Source organism: Streptococcus mitis, assembly GCF_000960025.1.
GTDB classification, from domain to species: domain Bacteria; phylum Bacillota; class Bacilli; order Lactobacillales; family Streptococcaceae; genus Streptococcus; species Streptococcus mitis_DH.
On record NZ_JYGQ01000001.1, the window covers coordinates 593,699 to 617,202 of the forward strand.

Sequence of the window (23,504 nt, forward strand, 5' to 3'; positions counted from 1 at the left end):
TTTTGTCCAAAATCCAGTTTTAAACATTAGACTAGGATTGGATTTGATACCAAGTTTCTGTTTCGTTAGACTATTCAAGTGGAGATTTTTCCATACTGAATGTCTGTTACATTATACCTTTTGACAAGGTAGTATAAGACTAGACTTTTCAAGATCAACAGTCAGGTGGTAGTCAGTATTATCACGTATGGTGATTTCAAAGTCAGTAGTATAGAGGACTAAACGGAGAGTATCTCCTTCTTTTAACTTGTAAATAGTCGGTTGCAGTTCAAACTGGATATCCATCCATTCATCTGCAGTAATATCCTCTACTAACAGTAAATCATTTCTATTTTGCAAATTGAGATAGCCTTTTGTCACGACGCGTTGTGCATTTTCACGAAAAGGCAATTCGTTAAGATTTTCCAAAATGTGGTAGCGACCGTTGTCAATGGTTCTAGCACTTAAAACAGCTGGATAAGGTTGTAGGTATTTTTTCTGTCCAAATTCTAGCAGTTGGGCTGATAATAAACCCTTGTTTGTGCTGGATTTGATACGAAGATTGAGTTGAGCTCGACCGTTCAAGTGAATGTCTTTAGTTACAGGAAGGTCAATAGTAATCTGATTGACTTTCCCTTGATAAAGTTCTGTATTGAAGGTCTGGTATGTCTTACCATAACGCTCAAAATCTTTATCTGAGTACTGGTTTTGAATAACCTGCTCTTCTTGACCAAGTGAGAAGGTTTCAAACTGCTCTTGCTCACCGAAGGTATCGAGTGGTAACCAAGTCTGAGGAGCTGTATTATCCTGCCAGATAACAGTTGGAAGTTGGAAATCTGTATCTTCTCCCAGTAATTTCTTAGTAAATAAGGCGTTCATGGACTCACGGAAGTCAATGGACTGCCAATTGTTCATGTACACATGGGCGCCATTGTGGAAAAAGAGATGCTTGTTTATGTGAGCAGGAAGAGCATGGAACATCTGGTAAACATGAAGTGGTTTGACATTCCAATCCTGTGAACCATGGGTAAAGACAACCTCTGCCTTTACTTTATCAGCATTGAACAGATAGTTGCGGTCATGCCAAAACTGATTATAGTCACCAGATTTGCGATCTAACTGTTCTTTTACTTTTTCTAAGTCAGCTTGGTGAGCCTCATTACCACGGATATAGTCGCCGGCCAAGAGATTACGAGAATAGGTTAACTCAGCAAGGGAGTCAAAGTCCTCACCTGGATAGCCACCTGGGCTAGTCACCAGTCCGTTTTCACGGTAATAGTTGTACCACGAAGAAATACCAGCCTCGGCAATGATAACCTCTAAACCATCTACACCTGTAGTCGCAAGACCATTGGACATGGTACCTAGATAAGAAAGTCCAGTTGTGGCTACTTTTCCGTTTGACCAGTCAGCCTTGACTTGACGCTGGCGCGTGTGGTCAGTAAAGGCACGGCAACGACCATTAAGCCAATCGATGACATTTTTATAAGCCTCGATTTGCTGGTAGTCTCCATTAGTCATGAAACCTGTGGAGTCTTTGGTACCAACACCTGAGACATAGAGATTAGCAAAACCTCGTGGAAGGAAGTAGTCGTTGAGAGTATAGCTAGCGTTGATGTGCGTTAGCTTTTCCTCAGCTTCTGACACAAGCTCAGCTTGACCTTGGGGTTGGACGAGATTTAGTTGAGGTTCCTCTAGCTCAATCTTGTGAGCAGGTTTAACCTCGAGATTGCCCTCCATCTTGTAAAGAGCTTTATCGCTGGCTTTATCATTTGTTCCCTGATGATAGGGACTGGCAGTCATGATAGCAGGAATTTGGCCGTCATAACGAGGACGAATAATGCTGACCTTGACTAAGTCTGGAAGACCTTTTTGGTCAGTATCGACACGTGACTCAACGTAAACGACTTCTCGAATGGCATCATGGCTAGAAAAAGTAGCCAAACTCTTGCCGTTAAAGTAGCGATAGTCATTATCCTCAGAAATAAGACCGTCACTGACAAGTTGGTCGATAAGAGTGTTCCCCTTTTTGGTACGAGTATTGAGTAACTGATAGAGATTTTCAATCAAGTCACCATATACAATGGGAAATCCAGTCTCTTTACGAAAAACATCACTGTCTTCAAAATCAACCAAATAAGAAAAACCTAAAAGTTGAAAGACTACAGTATAGAAAATATCTGCAGTCAACTCTTTATCTGACTGAAAAAATGTCAGTAAGTCAGTTTCTTTATCAGCTGCTAAACTGGATAGGGGATAGGTGCTATCTTTGTAATTAAAAAAGAAACGAATAAGAAACGCTTCAAGCATCTTTTTATTTGTAATGTTGACTGGTAAATCAAACCCGTACTTTTTTAATTCAAAGATAATTGTATCTCTAGGTAGCGCTAAATAGCTGAATTGATTAAAACGCATAGAACCTCCAATAAAATTATACTTAAGATTATTATATCAAAAAAATGGCTAAAAACCAAGATTAATCTCTTCGCAGAATAATATGCACAAGCACATATATTTTAACATATTAATTTTTAAAATAACAAGAAAAAAATACTTTTATAACACAGAAAAAAACTGTTGATTAAACTGTTGATTATAGTTGTTTTGATGGTATTTACGTGGTATAATTTATGATATGTAGTTGTAATTTGAAATTACATAAAAAAATGTGGAAAGTGAACATTATGTATAAATCAAAAAGACAAAAAAATAAATCTTTTGATTGGTATGGCTTGAGCCAACGTTTCTCTATTCGTAAGTATCATTTTGGTGCTGCGAGTGTGCTGTTGGGGACAGCCTTGATTTTGGGTGCTGCCCAAACGACTGCCAAAGCAGAAGAAACAGCTACTGAAAATAAAACAGAAGCTGTGGCATCTGCTCCAAAAGATGATAAGGTAAGTGAGAATGTCGCAAATGTGACGACACCAGCTCTTTCTGCTACGACAGAAGCGGCTGTAGTAGAAAAGCCGGTCTTGAGTGATGAGGAAGTTGCAAAATTAGCTGCTGAAGCATCTAAGAAAGATGAAAAAGTAGCTGAGACAGCTACAACTGAAAAAACAGAAGCAGCTGACAAAGAAAAAGCAACACTAACTGCTCCTTCAACTGACAAAAAAGCTGATAAAGCAGTTGATGAAAAAGCTGATAAAAAGGATGAAAAGAAAGCAGAAAACCCAATTACTGCTACTAAAACTGTCCTTGAACAGTTGACATCTGAAGCAGAAGTATTGAACACAACTGCCTCAAACTTTGCGGATAAAAAGGCAGAAGATAAAGCTGGAAAAGAAGCAATCGCAACTGCAGTAGCTTCAGCTAAAGTCCAAATCGAAGCATCTAAGAAAGCACTTGCTGCAGGTGAAATCACAAAAGAAGAATTGGATGCCCAACTCCAACGTATCTCATCTGCCATCGAAGCAGTCTATGCTGAGATGAAACGTGCAGGACACATAGGTAAAGTTGAAGCTGTTTTAGCAGATTCAGCAGGTTCAGCAGGTTCTACAGTAGCTATTGCTAATCCTATTAACAAAGTTGTTGTTAATAATGTTGGAGATATTACTGAGGAAGAAGCTCGTGCTATTGAAAAAGAAATCCGTACTGCAAATCCATCCTTGACAGCTGAAGATAAAATCGAAGTTAAACGAAAAGGGAACACAGGTACTGCCGTAGCAACTGTAACATTGGCTAATGGTAAGGTAGATCAAAATGGTAATAAAACATATAATTTTGCTATTGGTGATGTAGCTTATGGTTCAGCTGGTGAGAAAAACTATAGTCAACTTCGTGAAGCAATCAACTGGTTTGACTTCGCTACTGCGTCTATTACATATGCTGATGGGACAAAGGTAGGGGCTGTTGAATATGTTAATAATCCGGCTACGGTAGATTTTACTAGTTCTAAAGGACGTCAAGAACGTGGACGTTTTACAATGGTTCGTACAGTTCTTGAATCTACAACTCATCCTGAGTTAGTAGGTAAGAAGACAAATGATCCTGCATTTTTAGCGTCTGGATTAGCTAAATATACATTGTGGAAAACATATGATGATGTAAAAAAAGAAGTACAAAATAATCAATCTAGTGGACGTGGAAATAACGAAATATTTGAGGTGCTTCAAGAAGGTATGCGTTTTGATGTACCAACTAAGGTAAAAGGTTATACATTAAGTGCTACAGTAAGTTCCCTTTCTCGTAAAAAAGTTACTACAGAAACATATACTTTAAATAAAGCTAATGGTGAACCTGAAAATATCAACAGAAGTCCTGTTGATGGTGTTGTTCAACGTGAAGACGTCATTGTAACAAGACAGGATCCAAACTGGAGTCATTTACGATTAGCAGGATTCGAAACTAAATATGAAGATTCAAATGGGGTAACTCGTGAACGCTTAACTGCCTTTGCTCCAGCTTATGATGGTGGTAACGTTGGGGTTAAGTTCCAATTATCAGCAACATATAATGGACGCCCAGTCGCGGTTAATGCGATTGCAGTTGATTCAGAAGATTTAAGTGTGGCTGAGTTCACTCAATTCGAGTCTGACGGAACACCTTGGGAAGAGTTCATGCGTTTGAATAAAAATAAAACGAATTCTAAAGGTTTATTCCCTAATAGAAATGTTAACTCTAACTTTACATATACTTTCGATAGAAAAACAAATGCACCGTTATCAACAGGTTATAACCTTTCTGAGTGGGCGAATAAAACAGAAACAGGTTATGGAAGTCAATTATTTGGACCATTTGACTCAGGTATTAATAATGGATACGATCTTCCAATAGGACTATCTCAAAATGTTGAGAACTTAGGAGTTTACATTAATGCCAACGGTAGCCAATCAGCAACAGTCGGTTTCGTTGTCTATGATGGTGGGGATGCACCAGCTTCTTATGGTTCTGCACAACATATCATAGGTAACTTTAATAAAGATAAAAACGGAACTCAAGTAACTGCGACACAACCATATTTAGGAGATGTTCCTGCAGATACAGACTTCCGTACAACAATCGCTGAACCAAATGGAGCTTGGGTACTTGATGACTTAGTTAACTCAGAAGACTATAAAGAAATCAGTCTTGTTAGTGGTTCAACTCAAGTTACAAACTCAAAAGGACAAACTGGAACATACTTATTGGATGGTAAAAATCCAGTAATTCGTATGGCTGATGGAACGCAAGTAGCTATTAAAAATGGTGAAATTCTATCAACAGCTAATACTCTACAAGGTGGAGATAATTTACCAATTAAAGGGTTATATAACCAAGCAACACGCGGACTTGGTGTAGGTAACCTTCCCGATGAAGGTGAAGGACAACTTCTTGACCCAGCTGTAGCAACTAAATATACACTGCGTCATGCAAGTGAAAATGAATATATCTTAAAAGGTGTCAAAGTTAACCGTGGTGTTAATAATGACGTAGCTTATGTTCGTGGATGGGTTGACTTTAACGGTAACGGTAAATTCGATCTTTATGAATCATCTGAATTAGTAACAGCTAATGCTGATGGAACTTATGACATTACATTTAAGAACACACCACAATTATTAAACACATCAGTAGATAATCTTGGTGTTCGTTTACGTGTTTCTGTAGACAAAAACGACTTGAGATTACCAACAGGATTGGCATCTTCAGGGGAAGTAGAAGACTTTGTTGCGAACGTTATTCACCCACCTCGTGGAACACGTCATGAAACAAAAGATTTCCAAGGGAAAAAACAAGAAGTGAATTTCCCTACCAATGCCATGTTCAAGGCTAGTGGTAAAACAATTGAATCGAACTATAAACAATGGGCGGAAATTGATAATAATACAGCGCCTAAGATGGTGTTAAATGATACGGTTGTTAAATCTGAAGAACCAACAGGTAAAACTGTCGAGGTGAAAGACAAACTAAGTCAAACAATTTACAATGGTACTGAGGTAGTTGTTAAAGATGCAAGAGGAAATACTCTTGGTACAGCTGTTAAAGTAACGAATAAATTGACAGGTAAGACTGAATATTACTTATCTGAATATACTGAATATGATACATCTGGGAACAAAGTTGGGGTTTATAAACTAAATGAAGGTTCTGCAGAAGGTAAGAATACTACACAAGGTTCTCTAAGCTTTACTAAGATTAGTTTCCAACCAGAAGCAGGGTTTGTAGGTACAGCTAAAGGGGTAGCTATCCGCGCGTGGGATGATAATGGAAGTCACACTGGATGGGAAGCTACAGAAGATACAATTAGAGAATCTCTAACAAGTACGACTCTAGCTGAAAAAGATAAAGTATTAGAAAATGTAAACAATGGAAATAACGGTGCCAAATCAATGGATACTAGTTATATTCCAACGGTGATCGACGTTCGTCCAGTAGGAGAAGATACTACTACTGAGGATGTTCAAGGTGCTGTACAAAAATCAAATCCAACGATTCCAGTTTATGGAACTGTTGAAACTGTTACGAATGATAAAGTAGAAGATGTTAAGTATACTGCTGATTATGTAATACTAGATAAAACTAAGAAACCAACTTTCGCAACTAGAAAAGAAACTCCTGGAAAATTATATACAGAAGATACAACTGTCGATAAGGAAACAACTCTTACACTAACAGATGGAACAACAGTAACTTATAAACCGTCTGACAAAATTCCAGCTGGAACAAAAATCGCTAATACTGGTGATGTAAATGTAACAGGAACAGGTAATGTAGCTGTAAATAATATTCGTTTAGTTACAGGTACATTGATTCCAGCAGGTGCGAAACCTCAAAGCAATCACCCAGCACCAGTGGAAGTAAAAGTAACATTAGCGAATGGAACAGAGCAAACAATTCCAGCGGGAGGAACAATTCCAGCAGGAGCTACTATCAATACGCCATTTACTAATTCAGCTAATAATACATTCGACAATGTAACTTATAATACTGGACAAACAATTCCGCGTGAAACCGGAAATAAGATTTCAACTTTAGCCAAGGAAACATCAGCAGATCAGTTAGTTCCAAAAGGTGAAAGTATTACACTTAATGGAACAACTTACAACGCAAATAATGATGTGATTCCAAAAGGAACTCGTACTGCTGCGACATATGAAGACTTAATGAATGTGACTCTCCCAAATGCAGTTCACATCGATCCACAAACAGGAGAAGTGACAAGTGTTCCACGTCGTTACACTAAAGTAACTGAAACAGAAATTGTCATTGAAAACGAAGGTACCTACACATTAAACCAAGATACTGGTGAAATTACTTTCACACCAGATCCTAAGTTCGTAGGAACTGGTACTGGTGTAGTAAAACAACAACCGGATGTTGACTATAACGATAAAGTAGCTGGGGACCCAGTAACAAGTAAATATGGTACAGACTTTGGTAAAGCAACTTATACACCAATCGTTAAGCCACAGTCAAAAGCTTCAATCACTCGTACAATTCATTATGTATATGAAGATGCTAATGATAATCCAGCAAGTCAAGATTCATATAAAGATAATACTCCAATCGTAGCAATCGATAACACGCCAGTTACTCGTACACAAACGATTGACTATACTCGTGATTACAAGATCTTCTCTGAAGCAGGTACAACTGATACAGAAATGGTAACTACAAACCAAGTTACAGACGCATCTGGTCATGTTTACAATGTTGGAGATACTATCCCTGCAGGAACTAAGTTTAACCAAGGTTCAATTATCATCGGTAAATGGACTGCTTCAAGTGATGCAAACTCTAAATTTAAAGAAATTATCTCACCGACAGTTAAAGGGTATACTGCTGAAGTCGTAACTGCTGACTTCACTCCTCGTGAAGATGGTAAGATGGGACACATCCATAATGGAAAACAACCTGTAGGATTATATACTCCAGTAGCTGACAATACTAGAGATGTTGGTGCATACGAACCATTAGTATCAGAAGTTCGTTCAGATGACAAAGATGACTTCGATATGTATGTTGTTTATAAAGCTGATACTCAAAAAGCTAAAGTAACATATATCGATTTAGATGCAACAGGTGATGCTCGTATTCTTGAAGTTCAAAACGCTAATCCAGCTCCTGCAACAGGTGCAGATGCGAAAACAACTTATGGTGTTACAACGCTTCAAGGTAAATCTCATACGAAGATTCCTTATACAACAGCTGAAACAATCAAAAAATATGAAGACCAAGGTTATGAATTAGTAACAGATGACTATACAAATAACTCTCAAGGTACAGCTGTAGAAGGTGGACGTAAGTTTGATGATGATAAAGAAGTAGATCAAGCATTCAATGTCTACCTACGTCACAAGAAAGTTACTCGTAAAATTAAAGATACCCAAGAAGTGACACGTACAATTGAGTACAAATATGCAAGTACGGATGATGTACCAGCAGATAAACGTGGAACTACAGCAGCACCAACAGTGACTGAAACACTTCACTTTGAACGTGACCGTACAATCGACTACACATTAGCTGCGAAAGAATATCCAACAGAATACGCTGCTTATAAGGCTGTATTGGATAAGAGTGGATATGATTCTCCAGAAGAATACAAAGCTCGTGTAGTTTACTACGACCACATTACAAACAAAGCAATCGCAGCAGATGCAACAGATGCTCAAAAAGCAATTGTAACATTTGGACCATGGACTCCGGTAGGTGGAACATCTAATGATGCGATTACCTTATCTGATGCGGAAAAAGCTAAAGATGATAAATTCAACCTTGTTAACTCTCCAGAAGTGACTGGATATACTCCAGATAACGCTACTGTAGAAGCAACTGCAGCAATCGATGCAGAAGCAGATGACTACAAGATTACAGTACTTTACACTCCAGTGGCTCAAAAAGCAGTAGTTAAATTCGTAGAAGTAGATCCTACTAATACAGATAAAGTAATTACTCCAGGTCTTGCAGATCCAATCGCAGTAACAGGTAAATCTGAAGCAGCTTACCCAGCTACAACAGCAACTTCAGTTGAAGCTAAAATTGCCGAATTGAAGAAAAAAGGTTACGAATTAGTAAATAATGGATTTGTATCAACTGATAAATTCGATAAAGATGCAGCTGTTGATCAAGAATATGTTGTGAAATTCAAAGCTAAGGTAGTTGATATTCCATCATTTGATCCAACAAAACCAGCAAGTAATGAAAATCCAAAACCAACTCCAGGTGTAACACCAATCGATCCAAATAATCCAGATGGACCAAAATGGACTGAAGCATTAATCAATGCTGTGAAAGTACAAGAAGAAGTAACACGTACTATTAAGTATGTATACGAAGACGGTACTCCAGTAGCAGAATCTGATTTAACAAGTGTAGCTGATAAGAAAGTCAAAACACTTAAATTCACTCGTTCTGGTAAGATTAATGTAGCGACAGGAGAAATCACATACGGAGACTGGTCAGCTGATCAATCATTCGAAGCTGTAACTTCTCCAACACTTGAGAAATACACTGCGGCAGTTGCAGGTATAACACCAGCAGTTGCAGATGTGCCAGCGAAAACTGTAGCGGCTACAGATAAAGACTTTGAAGAAGTAGTAGTTTACAAAACAAAACTAATCACAGTTGATCCAAAAGCTCCAGGTTATAAAGAACCTAAGAAAGATGAGCCAATCAATCCAAATGATCCAAATGGACCAAAATGGACTGATGAATTACTTGCGAAATTGAAGAATACTGAAGAAGTAACACGTACAATTTCGTACACTTACTCAACAGAAGCAAGTGAATTAAATCAAGCTGAAAAAGATGCTAATAAAGGTGGAACTAATGTAGTAGCTCCATTTACTACAAAAGTGAACTATACTCGTGTAGCTAAAGTGAACCCAGTAACGGGAGAAATCACATATGGCGAGTGGGAAGCTAAAGATAACGATACTACATTAGAAGGAAATACTCTTCCAGCAGTAGCAGGATATGTAGCAACAGGAGATGTGGAAAAATCTACGAAACCTGTAGAAAATGTGAAAGCAGAAGATAAGGATATTACGGAAAAAGTAGTGTACAAAGCACTAGGTAAATATGTACCAGTTGTACCGGAAGGATTTACACCGCCAACAATTGAAAATCCACAATATCCAAATAATCCAACAGATCCTACAAAACCAGGAACACCAACAACAACGATTCCATACGTACCAGGAACTACACCAGTAGGACCAGATGGGCAACCGTTGACACCAAAAGTACCAGGTGATCCAAAACAAGGATATGAACCACCAGTTCCAACTACACCAACTGGAGACACAACAATCGTTTATACGAAAGATGGTTCTCAAGTAGCGGTAACGAAATTCGTAGATACAACTGGTAAAGGATTAGAACCATCAGTAGTAGATACTGGTGATACAGGTAAACCATTTACGAAAGATGCGGATGTCACTGCAGCAATCAACAAGATTTTAGCTCGTGGATATGAAAAAGTAGCTAATGTAAATGCGAATGAAAAAGACTATCCATCAACAGATGCTGAAAAAGTATTTGATGCTGATGCGAAAACAAATCAAGAATATACAGTAACATTCAAACCGATTGTTAAAGATATTCCAACAGATCCAACTACTCCAGGTTATGTGAAACCAGAACCAGGTCAACCAGTAGATCCAACAAAACCGGATGGACCGAAATGGCCTGAATCTGTTAAAGACTTGAAGACTACTGAATCTGTAACACGTACAATCAAGTATGTATACGAAGATGCAACTCCAGTTCCAGATGCTAAACTAGGTACAGAAGTATCAGGTAAGAAAGTTCAAACTCTTGAGTTTACAAGAACAGCTAAAGTTAACCTTGTGACAGGAGAAGTTGAATATGGAACTTGGACACCTAAGACAACAGCTGATTTTGAAGCAGTGCCAACACCAACAATTGATGGATATACTTCTGCGTTAGTAAGTAATCCAACAACAAGTGATGTTCCAGCTAAGACAGTAACAGCTGATGCAGCGGACTTCGAAGAAGTAGTTGTTTACAAAACAAAACAAATTACAATTGATCCAAATGATCCAAACTTTGATCCTGAAAAACCAGTAGATCCTAATAATCCTAATGGACCAAAATATAAAGATCTAAAACTAGCTGAAGAAGTAAAACGTACAATTACGTACACTTATGCAGATGATGTAGCAGATACTGCTAAACGTGGAACTGAAGCAGAACCTAAACACGAAACTACAGTAAGCTTTACACGTACAGCAACAGTTAACGCTGTAACGAAAGAGATTACTTATAGTGAATGGACTCCTAAGGATAACGATACAACTCTTGAAGGAAAAGCAACTGTCCCAGTTAAAACTGGATATGTAGCAACAGGAGATGTTGAGTCGTCTAAGAAAGATGTAACAGGTGTTAACGCAACGGATAAAGATATTGTTGAGAAAGTTATCTACAAAGATTTAGGTAAATTTGTACCAAAAGTACCAGAAGGATTCACTCCTCCAACAATTGAAAACCCACAATATCCAAATAATCCAGATGATCCTACAAAACCAGGAGCACCAACAACAACGATTCCTTATGTACCAGGTACAACACCAGTAGGACCAAATGGACAACCGTTAACTCCGAAAGATCCTAACGATAAGACAAAAGGATATAACCCACCAACACCAACAAATCCAACTGAGGATACTACAATCGTTTATACGAAAGATGGTTCTCAAGTAGCGGTTGTTCACTTCATTGAAGTAAACAGTGAAACGGATAAGACTGAAAAAGGTGGAGTGGCTCAATCAATCGTTGATACTGGAGATACAGGAAAAGCCTTCACGAAAGGTGCAGAAGTAGAAAAAACTATTGAAGCTCTGAAAGCTAAAGGGTATACAGTAGTAGAAAATAACTATCCAACAGACGGTAAATTCGATGCGGATGCAACAACAAATCAAGAATATAAAGTTCTTGTAGCAGTTAAACCTGTAACTGTAAATCCAAACGATCCAGCACCAACTCCGAATAAACCAATCGATCCAAATAATCCAACAGGACCAAAATGGACTCCAGAGTTAATCAAAGAGTTAGAAGATGGACGTAAAGAAGAAGTTAAACGTACAATCAAGTATGTTTACGCAGATGGTAAGAAAGCTGCTGATACAAAAGAAGAAACTAAAGAATTTACACGTTCAGCAACAATCAACCCAGTAACTGGTAAGATTACATTCGGAGACTGGTCACCAGCTCAAAACTTTGAAGAAGTAGCTTCGCCAGAAATTAAGAACTACACTCCAAATAAACCGATTGTACCAGCGACAGAAGTAACAGCAACTGCTGAGGATATTACTGAAACAGTAATCTATACTACAAAACCAGCAAATATCGATCCATCTAAACCAGTTAATCCAAATACTCCAGATGTTACTCCAAAACCTGAAGATAAAGTACCAAATGATCCAAAAGGACGTACTTACAAAGAATTAGGATTAATCGAAGAGGTAACTCACACAGTTCACTACAAACTATCTGACGGATCAGATGCAGGTATCCCTGACAATGTACAAACATTAACATTCACTCGTACAGCTGACCTAGATCCAGTAACAGGAGCAATCTCTAACTACGGTACATGGACTCCTAAAGATGGCGATACAACAATTGATGCTGTAACAACACCAAACAAACCTGGATATGTAGCTTCAGCTGCAACATCTACAGCTCGTGAAAATGTTAAAGCTACGGATAAAGATAGCGAAGAAACAATTATCTACCGTAAACTAGGTTCATATGTACCTGTAATTCCAGAAGGAGTAACACCTCCAGCAGGAACTGATTTAACACCAAAACCATATGAAACTCCAACTAATGAAGATCCAACAAAACCAGGAACACCTACTGAAACTCCAGTAGTACCATACATCCCTGGAACAACACCAGTAGGACCAAACGGTAAACCATTAACTCCGAAAGATCCAAACGATCCAACAAAAGGATATGAAGTACCGAAAGTACCAGAAGATCCAACTCAAAACACTACAATTACGTATGTTAAAGATGGTTCTCAAGTTGCTCTAGTTCACTTCATTAAAGCTGATGGAACTGCGGTTCACGTTTCAGTTGCAGAAGCAGGAGACACAGGTAAAGCAATTAAGACAACAAACATCGATAACGTTAAAGCTGAATTAGAAGCTAAAGGTTACGAAGTAGTTGCGCCAACAGATGCAGCTTACACTACAGATCGTGTAGCATTCTACGCTGATGCAAACCGTACATTTGATGATAAAGATGATAAAGGTAATGATGGAATTAGCCAAGTTTACTACGTAATCGTTAAAGAAGGAATCGCTCCAATCGATCCAGATAAACCGCTAGATCCAAATACACCGGACGTAACTCCAAAACCAGGAGACAAAGTACCTGGAGATCCAAAACAACGTACTTACGAACAACTAGGATTACTAGATGAAGTAAATCGTACAATCAACTACAGATATGCGAATACTGATAAAGTAGAAGAAGCTAAACGTGGTCAAGAAGCTGCAGCTACTGTAGAACAAAAACTTCGTTACTCTCGTAAAGGTGACCTAAACAAAGTAACAGGTGAAATCACTTATACTTCTGACTGGACTGCACCACAAACATTAGCTGAAGTAACATCACCAGTAATCGACGGATACGTTGCGGACATTAAAGCAGCTGAAAAAGTAGAGAACGTAGCTCACGATGCAGCTGATTCTGTAGTGAATGTTGTTTACACACCACTAGGTAAATATGTACCGAAAGTACCAGAAGGATTCGAAGTTCCAAATATTGATAAACCTCAATATCCAAACGATCCAACAGATCCAACGAAACCAGGAACACCAACGACACCGATTCCTTACGTTCCAGGAACAACTCCAAAAGATCCAAATGGAAACCCACTGAAACCAGTAGATCCAAACGATCCAAGCAAAGGATATGTTCCACCAACACCTGAAAATCCAACAGAAGATACTGAAATCACTTATGAGAAAGACACTCAAAAAGCGAAAGTAACTTATGTGGTAGAAGGAACTGGAACAGTACTTCACACAGATAACCTAAAAGGTAAATCTGGAGAACCAATCGAGTACTCTACAGTAGCTAAACTTGCTGAATTGAAAGCTCTAGGATATGACCTAGTAACTGACGGATTCACAACAGCTACAGATAAGAACTACGATAAAGATACGAAAGTAGATCAAAGCTTCGTAGTAACGGTTACACCACACGTTGAGCCAATCAAACCAGTAGATCCAACTAATCCAAATGATCCAAACAAACCAAAACCAGGTGATCCAATCGATCCTAAGAACCCTGATGGACCAAAATGGACAGAAGATCTAATTAAGAAGATTGACACAACTCGCCACGTTAACCGTACAATCAAGTATGTTAACGAAAAAGGTGAGGAAGTAGCTAAGAAAGTAACAGATAAAGTTACATTCACTCGTGAAGCTAAGATTAACTCTGTAACAGGTGAAATCACTTACGGTAAGTGGACAGCTAAGGATGGAGATACAACATTCGATAAAGTTGAATCACCAGTCGTTAAAGGATATATCCTAAAAGATGCGAAACAAAAAGAAGTAGCAGCTACAACAGGATTAACTGCAGACTCTAAAGATGAAAACATCGAAGTAGTTTACACTAAACTTGGCTCATGGATTCCAAAAGTACCAGAAGGTTCTACACCAGTTCCTCCGGTTACGTATCCAAACGATCCAAACGATCCAACTAAACCAGGAACTGATAAACCTAAAGTGCCTTATATCCCAGGAACTACACCAGTGGTACCAAAAGACCCAACTAAACCAATTAGTCCGGACAACCCACTAGTTCCATTAACACCAGTAGATCCAAACGATCCAACGAAAGGATATGAAGTACCACCAGTACCAACAGATCCAAGAACAGATACACCAATCACTTACGTGACTGATAAGCAAAAAGCTATCACTAACTTCGTAGATGAAAAAGGTAAAGTTGTATCAACTCCAGTAGTAGATGAAGGTGATTCAGGAGCTAACTTCACTAAGTCTAAAGTTGATGAAGTAACTAAGACGATTGAAAAACTTGAAAAAGCTGGATACAGAGTCGTTAAGAACGACTTCCCATCTAAAGATACAGACAGAGTATTTGATAAAGACAAATCTGTAGATCAAATCTTCACTGTAACAGTAGCTGAAAGAATCATTCCAGTTACACCAGGTAAGCCAGTAGATCCAAATGATCCAAACTTACCGAAGAACCCAGATGGAACTCCAGTAACACCATCTACACCAGAGCCAGGTAAACCAGTATTCCCTAACGATCCAAATAGCCCAGTATGGCCAAATACTGTGAAAGATCTTGTAACTGAGAAATCAGCTACACGTACTATCAAGTATGTGGATCGCAATGGAAACGAAGTTTCTGAAACTCGTACAGAAACTATCAAGTTTACTCGTGAAGCGAAAGTGAACTTAGTAACTGGTGAAATCACATATGGAGAATGGACAACAGATCGTAACGATGACATCTTCAACGGATACCCAGTACCAGTTGTGAAAGGATACATTGCTAAAGATGGTGATCTTGAATCATCAACTAAAGATGTACGAGTAACACCTGATACAATCAAGGATATCAATGAAACAGTGATTTACGATAAGTTAGGTTCATGGATTCCAAATATTCCAGGAACACCAACAAATCCAATCACATATCCAAATGATCCTAAAGATCCAACTAAACCTGGAACTGATAAACCTAAAGTACCTTATGTACCAGGATTTATCCCTGTAGATCCAGAAGGACAACCATTGAAACCAGTTGATCCAAATGATCCAACAAAAGGATACGAAGTACCAGAAGTACCTGGTGATCCAACGAAAGATACACCAATCAACTACATTCCTAAGGATCCTACACCAAATCCAACTCCTTACCCAGGCCCAACTCCAGCTCCAACTCCAACTCCTAAACCAGAGCCTAAGCCGGAACCAAAACCTGAAACTCCACAACCTGTAACGCCTGCAGATAATGGAGATAACAACGGAAATAATAATGGTACTCCAGCAACTCCAGCTCAACCAGCAGCGCCTTCTACACCTCAATACATGGATGGTCAACGTGAACTTCCAAATACAGGTACAGAAGATCACGCTAGCCTTGCAGCACTCGGACTTCTAGGAGCCCTAAGTGGATTTGGATTGATTGCTCGTAAGAAAAGAGAAGATGAAGAATAATCATTTTGCTCTATATTAAATGCTGACTTGCAATCAAATACAGAAAGAACTTGAGATTTACTATCTCAGGTTCTTTTCTTTCTCTTTTTGAAAATGGTATAATATAGTGAGAACGATAGAGGAGAAGTGTAAATTGATCGCACAACTAGATACAAAAACAGTCTATAGTTTTATGGAGAGTGTCATTTCAATCGACAAGTATGTGAGAGTAGCAAAAGACTATGGCTACACTCATCTGGCTATGATGGATATTGACAATCTTTATGGGGCTTTCGACTTTCTAGAGGTTACAAAAAAATACGGCATTCATCCTTTGTTAGGGCTTGAAATGAATGTGCTTGTATATGATAAGGATGTGAATCTGCGCTTTTTAGCTTTATCTAGTGTGGGCTATCAGCAGTTGATGAAGCTTTCAACAGCCAAGATGCAGGGGGAGAAAAGTTGGTCAGTTCTATCTCAGTATCTAGAGGATATTGTGGTAATTGTGCCTTATTTTGAAGAGCTTGAGTTGTTAAATCTAGGCTGTGATTACTATATAGGGGTTTACCCAGAAACACTGGCCAGCGAATTTCACCATCCTATTTTACCATTGTATCGGGTCAATACATTTGAAAGTAAGGATAGAGAAGTTCTTCAAGTATTAACAGCGATTAAAGAAAATCTACCGCTCAGAGAAGTCCCTTTGCGTTCGAAACAAGATGTTTTTATATCAGCAAGTTCTTTAGAGAAACTATTCCAAGAACGTTTTCCGCAAGCCTTGGACAATTTAGAAAAGCTTATTTCAGGCATCTCTTATGACTTGGATACTAGTCTGAAATTACCTCGTTTTAATCCAGCTAGACCAGCAGTGGAAGAATTGAGAGAACGTGCTGAATTGGGGCTTGCTCAGAAGGGGGTAACTGGTAAAGAATATCAAGACCGTCTAGACCAAGAATTGGCTGTTATTCATGATATGGGCTTTGATGATTATTTCTTGGTTGTTTGGGATTTATTGCGTTTTGGACGTTCGAATGGCTATTATATGGGAATGGGACGAGGTTCTGCAGTTGGTAGCTTGGTTTCCTATGCTTTAGACATTACAGGGATTGACCCAGTAGAGAAAAATCTGATTTTTGAACGTTTCCTCAATCGTGAACGCTATACCATGCCTGATATTGATATTGATATTCCAGATATTTATCGTCCAGATTTTATCAGATATGTTGGTAATAAATATGGCAGTAAACATGCGGCTCAAATCGTTACTTTTTCAACCTTTGGTGCCAAACAAGCTTTACGTGATGTCTTGAAACGTTTTGGTGTGCCCGAGTATGAATTATCTGCAATTACCAAAAAAATCAGTTTTCGTGATAATCTCAAGTCGGCCTATGAGGGTAACCTCCAGTTTCGTCAACAAATCAATAGTAAGTTAGAATACCAAAAAGCCTTTGAAATTGCCTGCAAGATTGAGGGATATCCAAGACAAACCTCTGTCCATGCGGCTGGTGTTGTGATCAGTGACCAAGATTTGACAGACTATATCCCACTAAAGCATGGTGACGAAATTCCACTGACTCAATATGATGCTCATGGAGTCGAAGCAAGTGGACTTTTGAAGATGGACTTTCTGGGACTACGAAATTTGACCTTTGTTCAGAAAATGAAAGAGTTGCTTGCTGAAACCGAAGATATTCACTTGAAAATTGAAGAAATAGATTTGGAAGACAAAGAAACTCTATCTCTTTTTGCCTCTGGAAATACAAAAGGTATCTTTCAATTCGAGCAACCGGGTGCTATTCGCCTACTCAAGCGTGTGCAGCCAGTCTGTTTTGAAGATGTCGTAGCAACTACTTCCTTAAATCGACCAGGTGCTAGTGATTATATCAATAATTTTGTAGCTAGAAAACATGGGCAGGAAGAAGTGACTGTTCTAGATTCAGCTCTGGAGGATATTTTGGCTCCAACTTATGGCATTATGCTCTATCAGGAGCAGGTTATGCAGGTTGCTCAGCGATTTGCTGGATTTAGTCTTGGGAAGGCCGACATTTTGCGTCGAGCTATGGGTAAAAAGGATGCCTCTGCCATGCATGAAATGAGGGCTTCCTTTATTCAAGGCTCCATAGAAGCTGGTCATACTGTGGAAAAAGCAGAGCAGGTTTTTGATGTTATGGAGAAGTTTGCAGGTTATGGTTTTAACCGATCTCACGCCTATGCCTACTCAGCCTTGGCCTTCCAGTTGGCCTATTTCAAAACGCATTATCCAGCCATCTTTTATCAGATTATGTTGAATTCTGCCAACAGTGATTATGTAACAGATGCCTTAGAAGCAGGTTTTGAAGTAGCCCCATTGTCCATTAATACTATTCCCTATCACGATAAAATTGCCAACAAGTCTATCTATCTAGGTTTGAAATCGATTAAGGGGCTCAGCAAGGATTTGGCGCTTTGGATTATTGAACATAGACCTTATTCTAACATTGAAGATTTTTTAGCTAAACTACCTGAGAATTATTTGAAACTTCCCTTGCTGGAACCTTTGGTAAAAGTTGGTCTTTTCGATTCATTTGAAAAAAATCGTAAAAAAGTATTCAATAATTTAGCTAATCTATTTGAATTTGTGAAAGTATTAGGAAGCTTATTTGGAGAGACCATCTATAGTTGGCAAGATTCGGAGGACTGGACGGAGCAAGAAAAATTCTACATGGAACAAGAGCTCCTAGGAGTAGGAGTGAGCAAACATCCTCTACAAGCTATTGCAAGTAAGGCTATTTATCCGATTACTCCTATTAGTAATTTGTCAGAAAATAGTTATGCTATTATCTTGGTTGAGGCTCAGAAGATAAAAGTAATTCGTACCAAAAAAGGTGAAAATATGGCTTTCTTACAGGTGGATGACAGTAAGAAAAAATTGGATGTTACCCTCTTTTCAGATTTATATCGACAGGTTGGTCAGGAAGTAAGAGAAGGAGCATTCTACTATATTAAAGGGAAAGTCCAGTCACGTGACGGTCGTCTGCAAATGATTGCACAAGAAATAAGAGAAGCAGTGGCTGAGCGCTTTTGGATTCAGGTGAAAAATCATGACTCGGATCAAGAAATGTCACGTATTTTAGACCAGTATAAAGGCCCAATCCCAGTCATTATCAGGTATGAAGAGGAACAGAGAACAATTGTTTCTCCCCATCATTTTGTAGCTAAATCGGATGAATTAGAAGCGAAATTAAATGGAATCGTTATGAAAACGATTTATCGCTAAAATTACGGAAAATAGAAGAATTTTCAACGTAAATGTGGTATAATCAGTAAGAATGTTAAAAGAAAAAGGAGCATAACCAATATGAAACGTATTGCTGTTTTGACTAGTGGTGGAGACGCCCCTGGTATGAACGCTGCCATCCGCGCAGTTGTTCGTCAAGCAATTTCAGAAGGAATGGAAGTGTTTGGTATCTATGATGGATATGCTGGTATGGTTGCCGGTGAAATTCATCCCCTAGATGCAGCTTCAGTAGGAGACATCATTTCTCGTGGTGGTACTTTCCTTCACTCAGCTCGCTACCCAGAGTTCGCTCAACTTGAAGGGCAACTTAAAGGGATTGAGCAATTGAAAAAACACGGGATTGAAGGTGTAGTTGTTATTGGTGGAGACGGATCTTACCACGGTGCTATGCGTTTGACTGAACATGGCTTCCCAGCTATCGGTCTTCCAGGTACAATCGATAACGATATCGTTGGTACTGACTTTACAATCGGTTTTGACACAGCGGTTACGACTGCTATGGACGCTATCGATAAGATTCGTGATACATCATCAAGTCACCGTCGTACTTTTGTTATCGAAGTTATGGGACGTAACGCAGGTGATATCGCTCTTTGGGCTGGTATTGCAACTGGTGCTGATGAAATCATCATTCCTGAAGAAGGCTTCAAGATTGAAGATATCGTAGAAAGCATTAAATGTGGTTATGAGTGTGGTAAAAAACACAACATCATCGTCTTGGCAGAAGGTGTGATGTCAGCGGCTGAATTTGGTCAAAAACTAAAAGAAGCTGGGGATACAAGCGACCTTCGTGTGACAGAACTTGGACATATTCAACGTGGTGGTTCTCCAACTGCGCGTGACCGTGTTTTGGCATCACGTATGGGTGCACATGCTGTTAAACTTCTTAAAGAAGGTATCGGTGGTGTTGCGGTTGGTATCCGTAACGAGAAAATGGTTGAAAACCCTATTCTTGGAACTGCAGAAGAAGGAGCATTGTTTAGCCTTACTGCAGATGGTAAGATTGTGGTTAACAACCCACACAAGGCTGACCTTGAGCTATCTAGCTTGAATAAGAGCTTGTCATAATTTATAATTTAGTTAATAAGACCAAAAAGGTCATATATAAAGGAGTCACAAAAATCATGAATAAACGTGTAAAAATCGTTGCAACTTTGGGACCTGCGGTAGAAATCCGTGGTGGTAAAAAATTTGGTGATGACGGATACTGGGGTGAAAAACTTGATGTTGAAGCTTCAGCTAAAAACATTGCCAAATTGATTGAAGCTGGTGCTAACACATTCCGTTTCAACTTCTCACACGGTGACCACCAAGAACAAGGTGAGCGTATGGCAACTGTTAAACTTGCAGAAAAACTTGCAGGTAAAAAAGTTGGTTTCCTTCTTGATACAAAAGGACCAGAAATCCGTACAGAATTGTTCGAAGGTGAAGCTAAAGAGTATTCATATAAAACTGGTGAGAAAATCCGTGTTGCAACTAAACAAGGAATCAAATCAACTCGTGATGTGATTGCATTGAACGTTGCTGGTGCTCTTGATATCTATGATGATGTTGAAGTTGGTCGTCAAGTTTTGGTTGACGATGGTAAACTTGGTCTTCGTGTGGTTGCTAAAGATGATGCAACTCGTGAATTTGAAGTTGAAGTTGAAAACGATGGCGTAATTGCTAAACAAAAAGGTGTTAACATCCCTAACACTAAAATTCCTTTCCCAGCTCTTGCTGATCGTGATAACGATGATATCCGCTTCGGTCTTGAACAAGGTATCAACTTCATCGCGATTTCATTCGTACGTACTGCTAAAGACGTTAACGAAGTTCGTGCAATCTGTGAAGAAACTGGAAATGGACATGTTCAATTGTTCGCTAAAATCGAAAACCAACAAGGTATCGATAACTTGGATGAAATCATCGAAGCTGCTGATGGTATCATGATTGCTCGTGGTGACATGGGTATCGAAGTACCATTCGAAATGGTTCCAGTTTACCAAAAAATGATCATCACTAAAGTCAATGCTGCAGGTAAAGTTGTTATCACTGCAACAAACATGCTTGAAACAATGACTGAAAAACCACGTGCAACTCGTTCAGAAGTATCAGACGTATTTAACGCTGTTATCGATGGAACTGACGCTACAATGCTTTCAGGTGAGTCTGCAAACGGTAAATACCCACTTGAGTCAGTAACTACAATGGCTACAATCGACAAGAACGCTCAAACTCTTCTTAACGAATACGGACGTTTGAACTCAGATTCATTTGAACGTAACTCTAAGACAGAAGTAATGGCTTCAGCTGTTAAAGATGCTACTAACTCAATGGATATCAAATTGGTTGTAACTCTTACTAAGACAGGTCACACTGCACGTTTGATCTCTAAATACCGTCCAAATGCTGACATCTTGGCATTGACATTCGACGAATTGACAGAACGTGGATTGATGTTGAACTGGGGTGTTATCCCAATGTTGACAGATGCTCCATCATCAACTGATGATATGTTCGAAATCGCTGAACGTAAAGCAGTTGAAGCAGGACTTGTACAATCTGGTGACGATATCGTTATCGTAGCTGGTGTACCAGTTGGAGAAGCTGTTCGTACAAACACAATGCGTATCCGTACAGTACGCTAATCAAAATGAAAAAGCCTATCATATCAAGCTTTCTAGCCTGTATGATGGGCTCTTTTTTTGTCTAGGTGGCAAAAAGGGGGCAACACTTTTTACTTTCGATTTAATGGGACGGTATCAAGTGCGTCAAATACTGTTTGCTTCATGCCTTTAATAATGTGAGTGTTGATTTGAAGAGGCGTTCTAACGTCTTTAATCCAAGCTCGTATCATGATAGTTTTATTGAAATCTTATTTTATTCGAGCAAATTTCATAAAATGTTTAGTTCAAATACAGATAAAAAATAACTCCCTGATGACTCAAGGAGTTATTACTATCTAAATTAGTTTTTAGAAGCAGCTTGGAATTCTGGGTTTTTCCATGCTTCGTCAATAATAGCTTGTAATTCATTTGCAGATGCTTGCATTTTTTGAGTTTCTGCGTCGTTCAATGGGATATTTACTGGACGAACAATACCATGTGCACCTACAACAGCTGGTTGACCGATAAAGACGTTTTTAACTCCGTATTGACCTTCTTGGAATACTGAAAGTGGAAGTACTGCATTTTCATCGTCAAGGATTGCTTTAGTAATACGAGCAAGGGCTACTGCGATACCGTAGTATGTTGCACCTTTTTTGTTAATGATTGTGTAAGCTGCATCACGAACACCTTCGAACAATTCAATCAATTCAGCTTCTTGAACATTTTGAGTGTCTTTAAGGAATTCTTCAAGGTTTACACCAGCGATGTTAGCATGTGACCAAACAGCGAACTCAGAGTCACCGTGTTCACCCATGATGTAGGCGTGCACTGAACGAGCATCAACATCTAATTTTTCAGCAAGTGCTTGACGGAAACGAGCTGAGTCAAGTGAAGTACCTGAACCGATAACGCGTTCTTTAGGGAATCCAGAGAATTTCCAAGTTGAGTAAGTCAAGACGTCAACTGGGTTAGCAGCAACAAGGAAGATACCTTTGAAACCTGATTCAACAACTTGAGTTACGATTGATTTGTTGATAGCAAGGTTTTTACCTACAAGGTCAAGACGAGTTTCACCTGGTTTTTGAGGCGCACCTGCAGTGATTACAACAAGGTCAGCATCTGCACAGTCAGAGTATTGAGCTGCATAGATTTTTTTAGGTGAAGTGAAGGCAAGGGCGTGACTAAGGTCAAGGGCGTCACCAACAGCTTTTTCATGCAATTGTGGAATTTCGATAATTCCAAGCTCTTGTGCAATTCCTTGGTTAACAAGTGCAAAAGCGTAAGAAGAACCTACAGCACCATCACCGACAAGGATAACTTTTTTGTGTTGTTTAGTTGAAGTCATTATTCTAAACATCTCCTTAATTTTATTCAGGGATTTCCCCAGTTATTTCAATTTTATCACTTTTGAAAAGCTTTGTCACGGATATACATTTCAGTTCTTGATGTAAACGTTTTAGTGGTTTTAGATACCTGAAATATAGCGGACATTATGGTATAATATAGTTAATTACTAAT

General features: G+C 38.9%; 6 protein-coding genes. 4 read left to right on the forward strand and 2 right to left on the reverse strand.

The window, feature by feature from the left end:
* Positions 1-111 precede the first annotated feature (111 nt).
* Positions 112-2,394, reverse strand: a complete 2,283-nt coding sequence (locus TZ91_RS03190; RefSeq protein ID WP_033686896.1) for a Xaa-Pro dipeptidyl-peptidase — start codon at positions 2,392-2,394, stop codon at positions 112-114.
* A gap of 269 nt (positions 2,395-2,663) precedes the next feature.
* Between TZ91_RS03190 and TZ91_RS03195 the strand changes: the two genes are divergently transcribed.
* The 4 genes from TZ91_RS03195 to pyk all read left to right on the forward strand — a co-directional run bounded on the left by TZ91_RS03195 (position 2,664) and on the right by pyk (position 22,025).
* Positions 2,664-16,139 (forward strand): mucin-binding protein, encoded by a 13,476-nt coding sequence (locus TZ91_RS03195; RefSeq protein ID WP_080929547.1) that lies wholly within the window; start codon positions 2,664-2,666, stop codon positions 16,137-16,139.
* A gap of 133 nt (positions 16,140-16,272) precedes the next feature.
* On the forward strand, positions 16,273-19,374 hold the full coding sequence (locus tag TZ91_RS03205) for a DNA polymerase III subunit alpha (protein WP_033686928.1): 3,102 nt from the start codon (positions 16,273-16,275) through the stop codon (positions 19,372-19,374).
* A gap of 81 nt (positions 19,375-19,455) precedes the next feature.
* Positions 19,456-20,463, forward strand: coding sequence for a 6-phosphofructokinase (gene pfkA, locus TZ91_RS03210; protein WP_000820863.1), 1,008 nt, complete (start codon positions 19,456-19,458; stop codon positions 20,461-20,463).
* Between the two features lie 56 nt (positions 20,464-20,519).
* Positions 20,520-22,025, forward strand: coding sequence for a pyruvate kinase (gene pyk / locus TZ91_RS03215; protein WP_020902894.1), 1,506 nt, complete (start codon positions 20,520-20,522; stop codon positions 22,023-22,025).
* 319 nt (positions 22,026-22,344) lie between these two features.
* Here pyk and TZ91_RS03220 read toward each other — a convergent pair whose 3' ends face one another.
* Positions 22,345-23,331 (reverse strand): L-lactate dehydrogenase, encoded by a 987-nt coding sequence (locus TZ91_RS03220; RefSeq protein ID WP_000204729.1) that lies wholly within the window; start codon positions 23,329-23,331, stop codon positions 22,345-22,347.
* Between the last annotated feature and the right edge of the window lie 173 nt (positions 23,332-23,504).